Annotated in this window: 14 protein-coding genes; 11 read left to right on the forward strand and 3 right to left on the reverse strand. The window is 63.0% G+C overall.

Annotated elements, in window-relative coordinates:
• The first annotated feature begins 104 nt into the window (after nt 1-104).
• The 3 genes from ACU680_RS15775 to ACU680_RS15785 all read left to right on the forward strand — a co-directional run bounded on the left by ACU680_RS15775 (nt 105) and on the right by ACU680_RS15785 (nt 2,818).
• A complete protein-coding gene (locus ACU680_RS15775; protein ID WP_448179919.1) occupies nt 105-887 on the forward strand; it encodes a sulfite exporter TauE/SafE family protein in 783 nt (260 codons plus the stop codon).
• Nucleotides 888-980: 93 nt separating this feature from the next.
• Nucleotides 981-1,796, forward strand: a complete 816-nt coding sequence (gene lgt / locus ACU680_RS15780; RefSeq protein ID WP_007965581.1) for a prolipoprotein diacylglyceryl transferase — start codon at nt 981-983, stop codon at nt 1,794-1,796.
• Between the two features lie 50 nt (nt 1,797-1,846).
• Nucleotides 1,847-2,818 carry a thymidylate synthase gene (locus ACU680_RS15785; protein ID WP_367086106.1) on the forward strand — a complete coding sequence of 324 codons (972 nt, stop codon included), beginning with the start codon at nt 1,847-1,849 and terminating at the stop codon, nt 2,816-2,818.
• A 122-nt stretch (nt 2,819-2,940) separates the two neighbouring features.
• Here ACU680_RS15785 and cadR read toward each other — a convergent pair whose 3' ends face one another.
• Complete coding sequence (gene cadR, locus ACU680_RS15790; RefSeq protein WP_007964189.1) at nt 2,941-3,390, reverse strand: Cd(II)/Pb(II)-responsive transcriptional regulator; 450 nt, start codon at nt 3,388-3,390, stop codon at nt 2,941-2,943.
• Nucleotides 3,391-3,474: 84 nt separating this feature from the next.
• Here cadR and ACU680_RS15795 point away from each other — a divergent pair, with 84 nt between their 5' ends.
• The 7 genes from ACU680_RS15795 (at nt 3,475) to ACU680_RS15825 (ending at nt 12,524) form a co-directional block, all read left to right on the forward strand.
• Nucleotides 3,475-5,730 (forward strand): heavy metal translocating P-type ATPase, encoded by a 2,256-nt coding sequence (locus tag ACU680_RS15795; protein WP_448179920.1) that lies wholly within the window; start codon nt 3,475-3,477, stop codon nt 5,728-5,730.
• A gap of 15 nt (nt 5,731-5,745) precedes the next feature.
• Complete coding sequence (locus tag ACU680_RS15800; RefSeq protein WP_041072184.1) at nt 5,746-6,609, forward strand: LysR family transcriptional regulator; 864 nt, start codon at nt 5,746-5,748, stop codon at nt 6,607-6,609.
• A gap of 222 nt (nt 6,610-6,831) precedes the next feature.
• Nucleotides 6,832-7,908, forward strand: coding sequence for a putative 2-aminoethylphosphonate ABC transporter ATP-binding protein (locus tag ACU680_RS15805; RefSeq protein WP_108589207.1), 1,077 nt, complete (start codon nt 6,832-6,834; stop codon nt 7,906-7,908).
• Entirely contained in the window at nt 7,908-9,632 is a 1,725-nt protein-coding gene (locus tag ACU680_RS15810) for a putative 2-aminoethylphosphonate ABC transporter permease subunit (protein ID WP_448179921.1), read from the forward strand. Before ACU680_RS15805 ends, ACU680_RS15810 begins: the two co-directional genes overlap by 1 nt.
• A gap of 35 nt (nt 9,633-9,667) precedes the next feature.
• Nucleotides 9,668-10,693 carry a putative 2-aminoethylphosphonate ABC transporter substrate-binding protein gene (locus ACU680_RS15815; RefSeq protein WP_103484310.1) on the forward strand — a complete coding sequence of 342 codons (1,026 nt, stop codon included), beginning with the start codon at nt 9,668-9,670 and terminating at the stop codon, nt 10,691-10,693.
• Between the two features lie 143 nt (nt 10,694-10,836).
• Nucleotides 10,837-11,970, forward strand: a complete 1,134-nt coding sequence (locus tag ACU680_RS15820; protein ID WP_448179922.1) for a TIGR03364 family FAD-dependent oxidoreductase — start codon at nt 10,837-10,839, stop codon at nt 11,968-11,970.
• On the forward strand, nt 11,967-12,524 hold the full coding sequence (locus ACU680_RS15825) for a phosphonate degradation HD-domain oxygenase (RefSeq protein WP_448180047.1): 558 nt from the start codon (nt 11,967-11,969) through the stop codon (nt 12,522-12,524). The genes ACU680_RS15820 and ACU680_RS15825 overlap by 4 nt, the downstream gene beginning before the upstream one ends.
• 128 nt (nt 12,525-12,652) lie before the next feature.
• On the opposite strand, the gene ACU680_RS15830 is transcribed toward ACU680_RS15825, so the two are convergent.
• Both ACU680_RS15830 and ACU680_RS15835 read right to left on the reverse strand, forming a co-directional pair.
• Nucleotides 12,653-14,029, reverse strand: coding sequence for a GTPase/DUF3482 domain-containing protein (locus tag ACU680_RS15830; RefSeq protein WP_448179923.1), 1,377 nt, complete (start codon nt 14,027-14,029; stop codon nt 12,653-12,655).
• Nucleotides 14,022-15,395: a DUF2868 domain-containing protein gene (locus tag ACU680_RS15835; RefSeq protein WP_448179924.1), complete on the reverse strand. Its 1,374-nt coding sequence runs from the start codon at nt 15,393-15,395 to the stop codon at nt 14,022-14,024. The genes ACU680_RS15830 and ACU680_RS15835 overlap by 8 nt, the downstream gene beginning before the upstream one ends.
• Nucleotides 15,396-15,480: 85 nt before the next feature.
• On the opposite strand from ACU680_RS15835, the gene ACU680_RS15840 reads away from it, so the two are divergent.
• A complete protein-coding gene (locus ACU680_RS15840) occupies nt 15,481-15,993 on the forward strand; it encodes a dihydrofolate reductase (protein ID WP_083367642.1) in 513 nt (170 codons plus the stop codon).
• Nucleotides 15,994-16,094 lie beyond the last annotated feature (101 nt).

Here is a 16,094-nt window from a genome sequence, read left to right on the forward strand (position 1 = left end):
CACTCTACGCAGTCGGCGTCCGTGCATCCATCGTCAGTGGAGCCAAAGGCCATGCATCCGTTACCATGCCGCTCCGGTTTTGGGGATGCGTCTGGGAGACGGCCGTGGAATTTCTGCTCTATCTGGCGTTGGGCGCCTGTGCGGGCGTGCTGGCCGGGCTGTTCGGGGTGGGCGGCGGGATCATTATTGTCCCGGTGCTGGTGTTCAGTTTTACCTTGCAGGGCTTCGATCAGTCGATCCTCACGCATCTGGCGGTAGGGACATCGCTGGCGACCATCATCTTCACTTCGGTCAATGCCGTGCGTGAACACCATCGACGTGGTGCGGTGCGCTGGCCGATCTTCAAGTGGATGGCGGTTGGCATACTGCTAGGCGCCGGTTTCGGTGCGCTGACGGCGGAGGCGATTTCCGGGCCGAACCTGCAAAAGATCATCGGCGTATTTGCCTTGGTGATCTCGCTACAGTTGGCGCTGGACATCAAGCCCAAGGCCAGTCGAACCGTCCCCGGCAAACTCGGTCTGACCGTGGCGGGGAGCGTGATCGGTTGGGCTTCGGCGATATTTGGCGTCGGCGGCGGTTCACTGACCGTGCCGTTCCTGACCTGGCGCAGCGTGCCAATGCAGCAAGCTGTGGCGACCTCGTCAGCCTGTGGCCTGCCGATCGCCCTGGTCAGTGCATTAAGTTTCATGATTCTGGGCTGGCACGATCCGTTGTTGCCAGCTCATAGTCTCGGTTTTGTCTATTTGCCGGCGCTGCTGGGGATTGCCCTGACCAGCATGGTGTTCGCCCGTCTCGGCGCGCGACTGGCGCACAGGTTGTCGCCGCGCTTGCTGAAACGGCTGTTCGCCGCTTTGCTGTTCTGCGTCGGCCTGAATTTTCTGCTCTGAGCTTCGGGTTCAGAACAGACCGCAATCCTGACTTAATCCTGAGGTGGCAGCGTCGCCCGGGAATTCTGCTTTCAACTCTAACGAGGAGTCGCAATGCTGCCTTACCCGCAGATCGACCCGGTGGCTCTGGCCATCGGTCCGCTGAAAATCCACTGGTACGGTCTGATGTACCTTGTCGGCATCGGCGGCGCATGGCTGCTGGCGTCGAGCCGGCTCAACCGATTCGACCCGACCTGGACCAAGGAGAAGCTCTCCGATCTGGTGTTCTGGCTGTCGATGGGGGTGATTGTCGGTGGCCGTCTGGGTTACGTGCTGTTCTATGACCTGAGCGCCTACATCGCCAACCCGACGCTGATTTTCGAAGTGTGGAAGGGCGGCATGTCGTTCCACGGCGGGTTCATCGGGGTGATGCTCGCCGCGCTGTGGTTCGGCAAGCGTAACGGCAAGACCTTCTTCCAGTTGATGGACTTCGTTGCGCCGATGGTGCCGATCGGTCTGGGTGCCGGGCGTATCGGTAACTTCATCAACGCCGAGCTGTGGGGCAAGCCGACTGACGTGCCGTGGGCGATGATCTTCCCGCCGTTCAGCGATCCGGCGCAGTTGCCGCGTCACCCGTCGCAGCTGTATCAGTTCGCGCTCGAAGGCGTGGCGCTGTTCCTGATCCTGTGGCTGTTCTCGCGTAAACCGCGTCCGACCATGGCAGTATCCGGCATGTTCGCGCTGTTTTATGGCATTTTCCGTTTCATCGTCGAGTTCGTCCGCGTACCGGACGCGCAACTGGGCTACCTGGCCTGGAACTGGCTGACCATGGGTCAGGTGCTGTGCGTACCGATGATCGTCGGCGGGCTGTTCCTGATCTGGCTGGCCTATCGTCGTGCGCCGGCAGCGCCGCTCGCGCCGACCGCTTAAACTACGAACCCCGGCGCGCGACGCCGGGGCTCAAAGGACACAGGTAACTCATGAAGCAATATCTCGAACTGGTCTCGCACGTCATCAAGAACGGCAGCAAACAGGCCAACCGCACCGGCATCAACACCATCAGCTTCCCGGGTGCGATGCTGCGTTTCGATCTGCAGGAAGGCTTTCCGGCGATCACCACCCGCAAGATGGCGTTCAAATCGGCCATCGGTGAGATGTGCGGTTTTCTGCGTGGGGTGAACAACGCCGCTGAATTCCGTGCGCTGGGCTGCAAGGTCTGGGACCAGAACGCCAACGAAAACGCGCAGTGGCTGGCCAACCCGTTCCGTCAGGGCGAAGACGACCTCGGCGAAATCTACGGCGTGCAATGGCGCAAATGGCCGGCGTACAAGCAGATCCCGCTGAGCAACACCGCCGCCATCGAACAAACCCTGAGCAACGGCTACAAGCAGATCGCTCAAGGCGAAGAAGACGGCCAGGCCTATGTGGTGCTGTACAAAGCCATCGACCAGGTGCGCCAGTGTGTCGACACGATCATCAAGGATCCGGGCAGCCGCCGCATCCTGTTCCACGGCTGGAACGTCGCCCAGCTCGATGAAATGGCCCTGCCGCCATGCCATCTGCTGTACCAGTTCCACCCGAATGTCGAGACCAGAGAGATCTCCCTGACCCTGTACATCCGCTCCAACGACCTGGGCCTGGGCACGCCGTTCAACCTCACCGAAGGCGCTGCGCTGCTCAGCCTGATCGGGCGCCTGACCGGCTACACGCCGCGCTGGTTCACCTATTTCATCGGTGATGCGCACGTCTACGAGAACCACCTGGACATGCTTAACGAACAGCTCAAGCGCGAGCCGTTCGCCATGCCGAAACTGAAAATCTCCGACCGCGTGCCGGAGTTCGCCAAGACCGGTGTGTATCAGCCGGAGTGGCTGGAGCTGGTGGAACCGAGCGATTTCTCGCTGGAAGGTTACGAGCACCATGCGCCGATGACCGCGCCGATGGCGGTCTGACAGACTGCCATTAAACCTGTGGGAGCTGGCTTGCCAGCGATGACGGCAGCACATTCAACATTGATGTGTCTGTAAAACCGCTATCGCTGGCAAGCCAGCTCCCACAATATTTTGTGGTGTTGTCAGTGGCCGTGGCTGCGGCCTACGTGGGAGTGTTCGACCTCCGTCGCCACAACCCCGCCACTCACCTCCAGCCGCTGCAAGATCCCGCACTGATCCGCCCCCGGCCCTTCGCCGCAACGTTGGCGCAGGTCGAGCAGTTGTGTCTGCAACGCCAGCAAGCCATCAATCCGCGCTTTCACATGCTGGATGTGTTCGTCGATCAGCGTATTCACGCTTGCACACTGATCCTGCGGGCTGTCGCGCATGGCCAGCAGGCTGCGGATTTCTTCGAGGGTCATGTCGAGGGTGCGGCAGTTGCGGATGAAGGTCAGGCGTTCGGCGTGGGCCTGGGTGTAGACGCGGTAGTTGCCGTCGCTGCGCGCCGGCTCCGGCAGCAGGTTTTCGCGCTCGTAGTAGCGGATGGTTTCCACGGCGCAGTCGGTGAGTTTCGCCAGTTCGCCGATCTTCATGACGGCCATCTCCAAATGGGTGCTTGACCCTATAGTGGCTACAGGGTCTTTACTTGGCAACAGGCACCTTCATGGACGCGACCAATGAGCGATTCCCAGCACACCCACAAATCCCACGCGGGACACGACCACAGCCACAAATTGCAGCCTGTGCACAAGCACGACCACGGTGGCGATGCCTGCTGCGCGTCGAAAGCCCCCGCACCTGCGTTGGTGCAACTGAGCGAAAAGACCAGCGCCGACGCCCGGTTGAGCAGTTTCCGCATCGAAGCGATGGACTGCCCGACCGAGCAGACGCTGATCCAGAACAAACTCGGCAAACTGGCCGGTGTGCAGCAGCTGGAATTCAACCTGATCAATCGCGTGCTCGGCGTGACCCACAACCTGCCGGATACCGCGCCGATCACCGAGGCGATCACATCCTTGGGCATGCACGCCGAACCGCTGGAGGCGGGCGTCGAAGCCCCGGCCTCGGCGCCGGTGAAAAAACACTGGTGGCCCCTGGCGTTGTCCGGCGTCGGCGCACTGGCGGCGGAAGTGATCCACTTCACCAACGCCGCGCCAACCTGGGTGGTGGCGATCATTGCGCTGATCTCGATCCTCAGCGGCGGCCTGACCACCTATAAAAAGGGCTGGATCGCCCTGAAAAACCGCAACCTCAACATCAACGCGCTGATGAGCATCGCGGTGACCGGTGCGGTGCTGATCGGGCAGTGGCCGGAAGCGGCGATGGTGATGTTCCTGTTCACCGTGGCCGAGTTGATCGAGGCGCGCTCGCTGGATCGTGCGCGCAACGCCATCAGCGGTCTGATGCAGATGACCCCGGAACAGGCCACAGTGCAGCAAGCCGATGGCAACTGGATCGAACAAGAGGTCAAAAGCGTCGAAATCGGCGCCCGGGTGCGGGTAAAGCCCGGCGAGCGCATCGCGCTGGACGGCGAAGTGGTCAGCGGCAGCTCGACCATCGATCAGGCGCCGATCACCGGTGAAAGCCTGCCGGTGGAGAAAACCATCGGCGACAAAGTCTTCGCCGGCACCATCAACCAGGCCGGTTCGCTGGAATACTCGGTGACTGCGGCGGCGAACAACTCGACCCTGGCGCGGATCATCCACGCCGTCGAGCAGGCGCAAGGTGCGCGCGCCCCGACGCAGCGCTTCGTCGATCAGTTCTCGAAAATCTACACCCCGGTGGTGTTCGTGCTGGCGCTGGCCGTGGCGATCATTCCGCCGCTGTTCATGGGCGCGGTGTGGTTCGACTGGATCTACCGTGCGCTGGTGTTGCTGGTGGTGGCGTGCCCGTGCGCACTGGTGATTTCCACCCCGGTGACCATCGTCAGCGGCCTCGCGGCAGCGGCGCGCAAGGGCATTCTGGTCAAGGGCGGCGTGTACCTGGAGGGCGGTTTCAAGCTCGATTATCTGGCGCTGGACAAGACCGGCACCATCACCCACGGCAAACCGGTGCAGACCGATTACCTGTCGCTCGACCCGACTGCCGACGCCACGGCTCCGGCCATTGCTGCCGCTCTGGCCGGGCGTTCCGATCACCCAGTGTCGCTGGCGATCGCCAATGCGGCTGTGGATAAAAACCTCGCCGTGCTCAGTGTGGATAACTTTGAAGCGCTGGCGGGTCGCGGTGTGAAAGGCCAAATCAATGGCCAAACCTATCACTTGGGCAACCACCGTCTGGTTGAAGAGCTGGGCCTGTGCTCGCCGCAACTCGAAGAGAAGCTGTTTGCGCTGGAGAAACAGGGCAAGTCCGTGGTGTTGCTGCTCGACAGTTCCGGCCCGCTGGCGCTGTTCGCCGTGGCCGACACAGTCAAGGAAACCAGCCGCGAAGCGATCCGCCAGTTGCACGCCCTCGGGGTAAAAACCCTGATGCTCACCGGTGACAACGTGCACACCGCACAGGCGATTGCCGCGCAGGTCGGCATCGATCAGGCCAAGGGCGACTTGCTGCCGACCGACAAGCTGCAGGCTATCGAAGAGCTTTATGCACAGGGGCATCGGGTCGGCATGGTCGGCGACGGTATCAACGACGCCCCGGCGCTGGCGCGGGCCGAAATCGGTTTCGCCATGGCGGCGGCCGGCACCGACACCGCGATTGAAACCGCCGATGTCGCCCTGATGGACGACGATCTGCGCAAGATTCCCGCGTTCATCAGCCTGTCGCGTGACACCGCGAGCATCCTGAAACAGAACATCGCCTTGGCCCTGGTGATCAAGGCTATCTTTCTTGGGGTAACCTTCGCCGGGCTCGCCACCATGTGGATGGCGGTGTTCGCCGACATGGGCGTGAGCCTGCTGGTGGTGTTCAACGGTTTGCGCCTGCTGCGCAAATAAACGAGAGGGACGGTTGTGCTGAGTGCCGAGCTGAAAGCGTTTTATATGGTCGCCCGCCTGGGCAGCATTACGCTGGCGGCGAAAAAGCTCGGCCTCAGCCAACCCACCGTGACCACGCAGATCCGCAACCTGGAAAGTCAGTACTCGGTGGAGCTGTTCTACCGTGGCGGTCGGCGCCTGAGTGTCAGCGATGAAGGCGCGCGACTGCTGCCGATGGTCAAGGCGCTGTTGCAGCAGGAGGCCGACATCGAGTTCTTCCTGCGCAACAGCGGTCAGGTGCAGGGCACGTTGCGTATCGCTGCCACTGCGCCGTATTACATCCTCGATCTGGTGAAGACCTTCCGCGAGCGCCTGCCGCAGGTGGAAGTGTCGGTGGAAATCGGCAACTCGCAGCAGGTGCTTGAAGCGCTGGAGGATTACCGGGTGGATGTCGCGGCCTCGTCGCAGTTGCTTGAGGATGCGCGGCTGATTCGCCGGGTGCTGGGCAGCGATCCGCTGGTGCTGGCGGTGCATCGCAACCATCCGCTGGCGGCGCAGGAGCATGTGGCGTTGAGTGCGCTGGCCGGGCATACGTTGTTGATGCGCGAGTCGGGTTCGACCACCCGCCGTTTGACCGAGGAGTTGCTGGAGAGCGCCGGGGTCAGTTTCGGGCCGTTGCTGGAGATTGGCAGCCGCGAGTCGATCCGTGAGGCGGTGCTGCGCAATATCGGCATCAGCATCATTGCCCGCCAGGAAGTGCCGCATGATCCGCAACTGCGGGTGCTGACCATCGAGAATGCGCCGCAGATTCCCGAGTATCTGTATTGCCTCAAGGAGCGCAAGGGCGCGCGGTTGCCGGCGGCGTTCCTTGGCTTGGCTCAGGAAATGTCTCCGGCCTGAGATCTCCATCTATCTTGCTGGCCTCATCGCGAGCAGGCTCACTCCTACAATGGAATGCGTTCCCCTGTAGGAGTGAGCCTGCTCGCGATGGCGCCAGTCCAGACACCGAATAATCTGAACCAAAATCCCCGAATACCACTATCGGCCGTTTTTGCCTCACTGCCACATGACGGACGCATTACAACTCTAGGATTGGCCCCATCTGCTTGATGAGGTCTGTCCATGAATCCTGCCATCGCAACTGCCCTGACCAACCCCGGTGCGCCGATGAAAGTGCGCGGCGTACAGAAGCGCTTCGGCGCGTTCACCGCGCTGGATAACGTCTCCCTCGATGTCGCCGCCGGCGAGCTGGTGTGCCTGCTCGGCCCGTCGGGTTGCGGCAAGACCACGCTGCTGCGCTGCATCGCCGGGCTGGAGAAGCAGGACAGCGGCGAGTTGTACCTCGGTGATCGCGATGTCTCGCACCTTGCACCGCAGGCCCGGGACTACGGCATCCTGTTCCAGTCCTACGCGCTGTTCCCCAATCTGACGGTCGAAGCGAACATTGCCTACGGCCTCGCCGGCAGTGGTCGCGACGAAGTGCGCCGTCGCGTCGGGCAGATGCTGGAACTGGTCGGCCTCAGCGGCAGTGAGAAAAAGTACCCGGGCCAACTGTCCGGTGGCCAGCAACAGCGAGTCGCGCTGGCTCGCGCCCTGGCCCCGGCGCCGTCGCTGCTGTTGCTCGATGAACCGATGTCGGCCCTCGACGCCCGTGTCCGCGAGCATCTGTGCACCGAACTGCGCCAACTGCAGCGCAACCTCGGCATCACCACCCTGATGGTCACGCACAATCAGGACGAAGCCATGCTGATGGCCGACCGCATCGCCGTGATGAACAACGGCCGCGTCGAGCAGTACGCCACCCCACAGGAAATCTACAATCGCCCGGCCACGCCGTTCGTGGCCGAGTTCGTCGGGCAGGGCAACTGGCTGCCGTTCCAGCGCAGCAGCGCCAGTCACGCCCGGGTTGGCGGGATGGATGTGCGTCTGGCCGATGGCAGCGTGAGTGGCGCTTCGGGCCGACTGTTCTGCCGTCCGGAAGCAATCAGCGTCAATCCGTTGGTGCACGAAGAAAACCTGTTCCCTGCGAAAGTCCGTGAGATCACTTTCCTCGGCAATCGCTGCCGCATGAGCTTCGAACTCGACCAGTTGCCGGGCCATTCGCTGCTCGCCGAACTGGCGCCGGAAGCCATGCCGCGCCTCGGCGCCCAGCAGATCATGGTCGCCTTGCCACCGCGCAGCCTGCAGGTGTTCGCCTGATGAGCGCGAACATCGCACTGCCGCTACCGCACAAGCAGGCGCGGCAGGTGTCCGGCGCCGAGGTCGGTGACCGGATTTTTGTCCTCGGCGGCAAACTCCTGCTGCTGTTGCTGCTCGGTGTCGCGGTGCTGCTGCCGTTGCTGGCAATCTTTTGGCGCGGTTTCAGCAGCGAGGCCGGGCAGGGCGGTGGCTGGCTCGCCGCCAAGGATCTGGTGAGCAGCGAGAATTTCCACTGGCTGCTCGGCAACAGCCTGAAAGTTTCCCTCAGCGTCGCGGCCATCGTCGTACCGCTGGCCTACCTGTTTGCCTACGCCCTGCAACGCACCCTGATTCCGGCCAAGGGCATCTGGCGCGGGATTTCCCTGCTGCCATTGATGGCGCCATCGATGCTGCCGGGGATCGCGCTGGTCTATCTGTTCGGCAACCAGGGCATGTTGCGCGGGCTGCTCTCGGACAACATCTACGGGTTCTGGGGCATTGTGCTGGGCGAGGTGATCTACACCTTCCCGCATGCGCTGATGATTTTGCTGTCGGCGCTGTCGCTGGCGGATGCTCGGCTGTTCGATGCGGCGTCGAGCATGGGTGCCAGTCCGGCCAAGGCTTTTCGCAGCATCACCTGGCCGGCGACCCGCCAGGCTGTATTCGCCGCGTTCTGTCTGGTGTTCACCCTGACCATCACCGATTTCGGTGTGCCGGTGGTGGTCGGTGGCGACTATCAAGTGCTGGCGCTGGAGGCCTACAAAGCCGTGGTCGGCCAGCAACAATTCGGGCGCGGCGCGCTGATCGGCATGGTGCTGTTGCTGCCGGCGCTGTTCAGCTTTGGCGTCGATGCCTGGCTGCGTCGTCGTCACGGCGACTCCATGAGCGGCCGTGCGCAAGTGTTCAAACCAGTGCCGTCGAAATTGCGCGATGCCTGCTATCTGGCGATTGTTTTGCTGATCAGCGCGGCGTTGCTGCTGGTGTTCGGCATGGCGGTGTTTTCGTCGCTGGTGAAGTTCTGGCCTTACAACCTGTCGCTGTCGCTCAATCACTACCAGTTCAACGAGACTGCCGGCGGTGGCTGGCTGGCCTACGGCAACAGCTTGAAGATGGCGCTGGGCACGGCATTGATCGGCAGCGTGCTGATCTTCACCGGCGCTTACCTGATGGAGAAAACCCGCAGCCAACGCGGCCTCAACCTGACGTTGCGCATGCTCAGTTTCATCCCGATGGCAGTGCCGGGGCTGGTGCTCGGTCTGGGTTACGTCTTCTTCTTCAACCTCAGTGGCAACCCGCTGCACGTGCTGTACGGCACGATGACCCTGCTGATCGTCTGCACCATTGCGCACTACCTGACCACCGCACAAATGACCGCCACCACCGCGCTGCGTCAGCTCGACGCCGAGTTCGAAGCCGCCGCGCTGTCGCTCAAGGCGCCGCTGTACCGCCATTACCTGCGGGTCACCGTACCGATCTGTTTGCCGGCGCTGCTGGATATCGTGCGCTACCTGTTCGTCTCGGCGATGACCACGGTGTCGGCGGCGATCTTCCTCTACAGCCCCGACACCATCCTCGCAGCGGTCGCGGTGCTGAACATGGATGACGCCGGCAACGTCGGTGGTGCGGCGGCGATGTCGACCCTGATTCTGTTCACCTCGGCGGGCGTGTCCTTGCTGCTGGCGTGGGCTTCGCGCGGCTTGCTGCGCCGTTCCCAGGCCTGGCGGCAAACCGCGCCCGGTCACTGATTTTCCCAACCTCAACTCAAGACAGGAAAACGATCATGTTCAAGCCTATGGCCCTGGCCGCTGCTGTGCTCGCTACTTTCAGCCTGAATGCCTTCGCGGCAAAAACCGAGTTGACGGTGTACACCGCCCTCGAAGCCGAGCAACTGACCGCCTACAAGGCTGCGTTCGAAAAGGCCAACCCGGACGTCGAGATCAAGTGGGTGCGCGATTCCACCGGGATCATCACTGCCAAACTGCTGGCCGAGAAGGCCCGTCCGCAGGCTGACGCGGTGTGGGGCCTGGCCGCGTCGAGCCTGGCGATCCTCGACCAGCAGGGCATGCTGCAAAGCTATGCACCGAAGGATCTGGGCAAGATCGGCGCGAACTACCGCGACGCCGCCAACCCGCCAGCCTGGGTCGGCATGGACGTGTGGGCCGCGACCATCTGCTTCAACACCGTCGAAGCCGAGAAGCAGGGCTTGAGCAAACCGGTGAGCTGGCAGGATCTGACCAAGCCTGAGTACAAGGGCAAGATCGTCATGCCGAACCCGGCTTCGTCCGGCACCGGTTTCCTCGACGTCAGCGCCTGGCTGCAAACCTTTGGCGAGAAGCAGGGTTGGGCCTACATGGACGGTCTGCACCAGAACATCGGCCAGTACGTTCATTCCGGTTCCAAGCCATGCAAACTTGCGGCGGCGGGTGAATTCCCGATCGGCATTTCCTTTGAGTATCCAGCCGTACAGCTGAAGCGCCAGGGCGCGCCGCTGGACATCATTCTGCCGAAGGAAGGCCTGGGCTGGGAAATCGAAGCCACAGCGGTGATCAAAGGCACGCCGCATGAAGAGGCAGCGAAGAAACTCGCGGACTTCTCCGCCAGCGCCGAGGCGATGGACCTGTACAAGGAGAACTTCGCGGTTCTTGCCCAGCCGGGCATCGCCAAGCCGCAGACCGAACTGCCGGCCGACTACGAGCAGCGCCTGATCAAGAACGACTTCGCCTGGGCCTCGAAGAACCGCGACGAGATCCTCACCGAGTGGCGCAAGCGGTATGACGGCAAGTCCGAGAAAGTTGTCGCGAAGTAAGATCTTTATCGACTGACAGGGCCCCATCGCTGGCAAGCCAGCTCCCACAGGGTTTTGCGGTGAACACGAATTTTGTGCACACCTCGATACCTGTGGGAGCTGGCTTGCCAGCGATGACGGTCTCTCATTCAGAGCACCTCTAAATGACCCAACACCAAGACCTGCTGATCGTCGGCGCCGGCATCCTCGGCCTGTCCCACGCCTACGCCGCCGCCAGACGCGGCCTCAAGGTCAGCGTTTTCGAGCGCACCGCCACACCCCTTGGCGCCTCGGTGCGCAACTTCGGTCAGGCGCTGGTCACTGGTCAGCCACCCGGCTCGATGCTTGAACTGGCCAAGGCCAGCCGCGAGATCTGGGGCGGCTGGGCGCAACTCGCTGGTCTCAAGATCAAGCGCAACGGCTCGTACCTGTTCGCTCGCACGGAAGCCGAAGAGCAACTGCTCGAAGCGTTCTGCGCCGGTCGCGCCGTGGAACACGGCTATAACGTCGACTTGCTGCGCGGCGCCGCACTGCGTGATCTGTACCACGGCCAGTTCAGCCACCACCGCGCCGCATTGCACGGCCTCGACGATCAACAGCTGTACTCGCGCGAAGCAATCCCCGCGTTGATCGACTATCTGCGCCGCGACCTCGGCGTCGAGTTTCACTTCAGTACGCTGGTGCGCGACGTCGAACCGGGGCACCTGCACAGCACTGCCGGCAGTTACACGGCGAAGCAGATCATCGTCTGCTCCGGCCACGATTATCAGACCCTGCTGGCCGAGCCGATTGCCGCGCTCGACCCGCAGATCTGCCGCCTGCAAATGCTCCGCGCCAAACCGCAGATCGAGCTCAACCTGCAACACGCCTTGCTCACCGGTCTGAGCTGCGTGCACTACGGCGCCTTCGCCGATCTGCCGCAAGCGGCGGCGGTGCAGGCGCAGATCCTGCGCGAGCAACCGCACTTGCACGACAACGGCATTCACCTGCTGATCAGCCCGACGCCGTATGGCGAGCTGATCATCGGCGACTCGCATCATTACGGCAGCGATCCGTCGCCGTTCAACGCCGAGCAGATCGACAACTGGATGCTCGAACTGGCCGAACAGACGCTGGGCTGCAAGGTGCAAGTGGTCGAGCGCTGGCAGGGCGTCTATGGTGCACGGGGGCCGGGGCCGTTTTCGTTGCTGCGCCCGGCCCCGGGGCTGAGTGTGGCGCTGATGCACACCGGCGTCGGCATGAGCGTCGGCCCGGCACTGGCCGAACGCAATGTCGCGCAGCTGCTGGAGGAAATCTGATGGATCACCAACAAGTCGTCGCTCGGGTATTCGGGTTGTACGAGCGCTTCGGCACCAGCGATTACATCGGCGAGCCGGTGTCGCAGATCGAACACATGTCCCAGGCTGCGGAACTGGCGATTGCCGAAGGCTTTGATGATGAAGTGGTGCTGGCGGCGTTCTTTCATGACATCGGCCATTTGTGTGCCGAGGGGGCGCAGAACATGGGCGGTTATGGCGTGGTCAGCCATGAACGCCTCGGTGCGGATTATTTGCGTGAGGCCGGATTCAGCGAGCGCCTGGCGCGGCTGGTGGAGTATCACGTACAGGCCAAGCGGTATCTGACGCTGCGTGAGCCGGGGTATTTCGAACGCCTGAGTGAAGCGAGTCGCCGGACGCTGGAATATCAGGGCGGGGTGATGACCGAGGCAGAGGCGGATGCGTTTGAGCGCGATCCGTTGTGTACCGTGAGTTTGCGCATGCGGCAGTGGGATGAGTTGGCCAAGGAGATGGATGTACCGGTGATTGACCTTCAGGTGTTGAAGGAGAAAGCGGCGCGTCTTTTGTCTTCTTAGGTCTTGGAACTGAGTGGCTGCCATCGCTGGCAAGCCAGCTCCCACAGGTATCTCGGTTGATCACAAAAATAGTTTGCACCGAGAGCTCTGTGGGAGCTGGCTTGCCAGCGATAGCGTCAGTCCGGGCGCTACAGATCTGCAGCCAAAGACTCAATCTGCTCCTGCCGCTCCGCCTGATTCAGCTTCGCATGCGGATTGAGCGAAGACCACTGCGGATGCGCCCGGGCCTTGCTCAGCGCATCCGGCAACTTGCCCTCGCGCCAGGTCTTGTCCTGCGGGGTGGCGACCTGAACCGCGTCCATCGCCGCATGCCCGCGCTGATCGAGCGCCAACAGCAACTGCCGTTGCCGCAGCGCCAACAACCGCAGCACCCCGTCATCCACGGTCAACTCCCGCTGGCCCTTGATCTTGCCGAGCAGGCGACTGCCATAACTGCGCGCGGTTTGCAGCGCACCGCCGGCAATCGCACCGGCCAAAGCCGCCGCACCGAGGGTAATCCCGCCGACCAGCAGATCCACGCCAGCCCCGGCTGCAGCGCCTGCTGCAATTCCGCCGCCAACACGTACACCGAGTTGCTTCAATGTTTCCGGGTTGAACAAGTCGTCGCCCCAACGCCCGTCGAGTAACGGCAAATCACTGGCCGCCGCGTCCTGCGGGCGAAACGCGTAGAGCTTGAGCAATGCCTCGACGCATTTCTGTTCGCGCTGGCGCACGGCTTTGCGCAGGTCGCTGATGGCTTGCTGTTCCTGCTCGGCCTCGCTGACCACACTGCGCCGGCACGCCGCACAATCGATCAGCAGTTCAGCGATCAGGCGCGCCGCACTTTGCTGACGGGCGAGACGCTGGGCCTGTTGATCGGCGATCAGGCGCTCCAGTTGCGGACGGGCGTTTTCCAGCAACAGCGCAAGGCTTTCGTACAGGCGCCGCTCGCCATCTTCCGGCGGTGCAACGCTGTCGAAGCGCACCAGCGCATGCAGGCCAAGCCGCGCCAACGCTTCGCGCCAGTCCGGTTCGCGATGGTTGGCGCTGCTGACGAAATTCAGTACCGGCAGCAGCGGTTTGCCGCAACTGGCGAGCACTTCCAGTTCGTCGCGATATTTGGCCAGCACCGGTTCGCGGGCGTCGATCACATACAGGCCGGCGTCAGAGGCGAGCAGTTGCCGCAGCACTTTGGCTTCCTGTTCGAAACGCTGGCGCGCCTCGCTGCCGTCGAGAAACCGTGCCAGTCGCGCCGGGCCGTCGAGGCGTTCGCCGGGGCGCTCCAGACGCTCGAGGAAATCCAGCAGGGCGATGGCATCTTCCAGACCGGGCGTGTCGTAGAGATCGAGCAGCGGCTCGCCGTCCACCGACAACCGCGCACCTTCGACATGCCGGGTGGTGCTCGGGCGGTGCGAGACTTCGCCGAAGCCGACGTCGCGGGTCAGGGTGCGCAGCAGCGAAGTCTTGCCGACGTTGGTGTGGCCGACCACCGCGAGTTTCAGCGGCGCTTTGTGGGCATCAGTCATGACCGTTCTCCAGCCAGTTCATCGGCGCGCAATCGGCGAACGGCAACTCCAGTTGTTGCAGCGCCACGTGCCAGTCGCCGAGGCGGGCGCTGTCCAGCGCTTCACCGGGCGGTGCTTGCAACAGCCAGACCCGGGTGGCGCCGGCGTTGCGCGCCAGTTCGGCGATCAGCGCGAGGCTGCCGCGATCCGGCGAGCGCCGTGGGTCGCAGGCGATCAGCAGGCGCTCCGGGGGGAAACGGCTGAGTTGTTCCAGGAGTTTGTTGCGCGATTCGCGGCTGTCGAGGATTCCGGCGTTGCTCACGGTTTTCGGCAGGGCCGGCGGCCACGAGCGTTGATCGTCGAGTTCGATGCCGACCAGCAGGGCGCCGTCGCTGGCGTGTTCGCTGACGCTGCTTTCGACCCGATGCAACTGCTGCGGTGCGGCGTCGTTGATGCCCAAGCGTTCGCTGGTGGGCATCAGGCGTTCGCGCAACTGGGCATAACCGGGCAGGTTCAGGTCCAGGGTCAGCGCGGCTTTGCCGCGATTCCAGCGCCAGAAACACAACGCGGCCAGCAGCAGGCGCGGCAGCACGCCGTAGACCACCAGCACGCCGACCAGCCAGGTCGCCCAGGCCTGTCGCGCGCTTTCGATGTCCAGCGCGGCGGCGCCGCTGGCGCGGATCATCTCTACGGTCGGCACGTTGAAGCCGAGCAGCGCCGGCAGCGCGCCGAGGGCTTGGGTCAGGTTGATAAAGGTGTCGGCGCTGAGGATTGTGGTTTCCCAGACGAAGCCGTAGCGCCGGGTCGCCATCAGCGTCAGCAATAGCACCAGTGCGCTGAGCATCGCCAGCAACCACAGGCCATTGACCAGTGTACCGAGGACCCAGTGATTGAGTTTCCTGCGTTGCAACATCAGCAGCAGGGCCGGCGCCAGTTGCGCAGCTTTCGCGTCACGGGCGAGTTTTTCACTGAGCCACAGCCACAATCGGCCGAGGGTGGCGCCGTGTTCGCCGGCAAAGACCAGCCCCAGCGCCCAGCTCAGCAGCAGAATCAGGTTCAATCCGAGCAGGCTGCCCAAGGCCCAGAATACATTGACCGGTGTCTGGCTCAGCGCGGCGAAGGCCAGACCGGCACCGCTCAGCAGCGCGAAAATCACCAACAGCACCAGCGCCAGACGCGCGCCTTGCAGCCAGTGCTTGAGTGCTGCGCTCAGCCCGTCACGCTCGGCCAGCCACACGGCGCGGCGCTGAATACGGCCCGGCAGATCGCCGCCGGCCGCGCGGGCCAGTCGATTGGCTTCCAGATCCTCCAGGGGACCTGCGTGTTCTTCGCGCAGGCGGATGGTTTCCGTCAGCCAGAGGTTTTGCAGTGGAGTCAGTTCAGTCACGCGCCATTCCGTTGCTCGATTGAGCAGTGAGCATAACCGCTGTGGCGCTTATCGGGTCAAGCGAGGCTCTGGTATCCTCGCCGGCATGACTAAATCACTCCCCCTCAGCCTGATCGCAGCCCTCGGTGAAAACCGCGTGATCGGCGTCGACAACAGCATGCCCTGGCACCTGCCGGGGGACTTCAAATACTTCAAGGCCACGACCCTCGGCAAGCCGATCATCATGGGCCGCAAGACCTGGGACTCCCTCGGTCGTCCGCTGCCGGGGCGCTTGAACATCGTGGTCAGCCGTCAGGCAGACCTGGTGCTGGAAGGCGCGGAGGTTTATCCGTCGCTGGAAGCCGCGGTGGTGCGCGCCGAAGAGTGGGCGAAAGCGCAGGGCGTCGATGAGTTGATGCTGATTGGCGGCGCGCAGTTGTATGCGCAAGGGCTGGCGCAGGCCGATCGTCTGTATCTGACCCGTGTGGCGCTTAGCCCGGAAGGCGATGCGTGGTTTCCGGAGTTCGATCTGAACCAGTGGAAGCTGGTGTCGAACGTGCCGAATCCGGCTGAGGGCGACAAGCCTGCGTACAACTTTGAAGTCTGGGAAAAGGCTTGATTAACCTGTGGCGAGGGAGCTTGCTCCCGCTGGCCTGCGCAGCAGGCCCAAGATGTTGGGGTCGCTTCGCAACCCAGCGGGAGCAAGCTCCCTCACCACAA

The organism is Pseudomonas sp. LF020 (assembly GCF_053456425.1).

Excerpts from the sequence above, each read along its gene's own strand:
- ACU680_RS15830 (WP_448179923.1), bottom strand. The coding sequence starts at position 14,029 with ATGACTGATGCCCACAAAGCGCCGCTGAAACTCGCGGTGGTCGGCCAC.
- lgt (WP_007965581.1), top strand. The coding sequence starts at position 981 with ATGCTGCCTTACCCGCAGATCGACCCGGTGGCTCTGGCCATCGGTCCG.
- ACU680_RS15820 (WP_448179922.1), top strand. The coding sequence starts at position 10,837 with ATGACCCAACACCAAGACCTGCTGATCGTCGGCGCCGGCATCCTCGGC.
- ACU680_RS15840 (WP_083367642.1), top strand. The coding sequence starts at position 15,481 with ATGACTAAATCACTCCCCCTCAGCCTGATCGCAGCCCTCGGTGAAAAC.
- ACU680_RS15795 (WP_448179920.1), top strand. The coding sequence starts at position 3,475 with ATGAGCGATTCCCAGCACACCCACAAATCCCACGCGGGACACGACCAC.
- cadR (WP_007964189.1), bottom strand. The coding sequence starts at position 3,390 with ATGAAGATCGGCGAACTGGCGAAACTCACCGACTGCGCCGTGGAAACC.
- ACU680_RS15815 (WP_103484310.1), top strand. The coding sequence starts at position 9,668 with ATGTTCAAGCCTATGGCCCTGGCCGCTGCTGTGCTCGCTACTTTCAGC.
- ACU680_RS15805 (WP_108589207.1), top strand. The coding sequence starts at position 6,832 with ATGAATCCTGCCATCGCAACTGCCCTGACCAACCCCGGTGCGCCGATG.
- ACU680_RS15785 (WP_367086106.1), top strand. The coding sequence starts at position 1,847 with ATGAAGCAATATCTCGAACTGGTCTCGCACGTCATCAAGAACGGCAGC.
- ACU680_RS15810 (WP_448179921.1), top strand. The coding sequence starts at position 7,908 with ATGAGCGCGAACATCGCACTGCCGCTACCGCACAAGCAGGCGCGGCAG.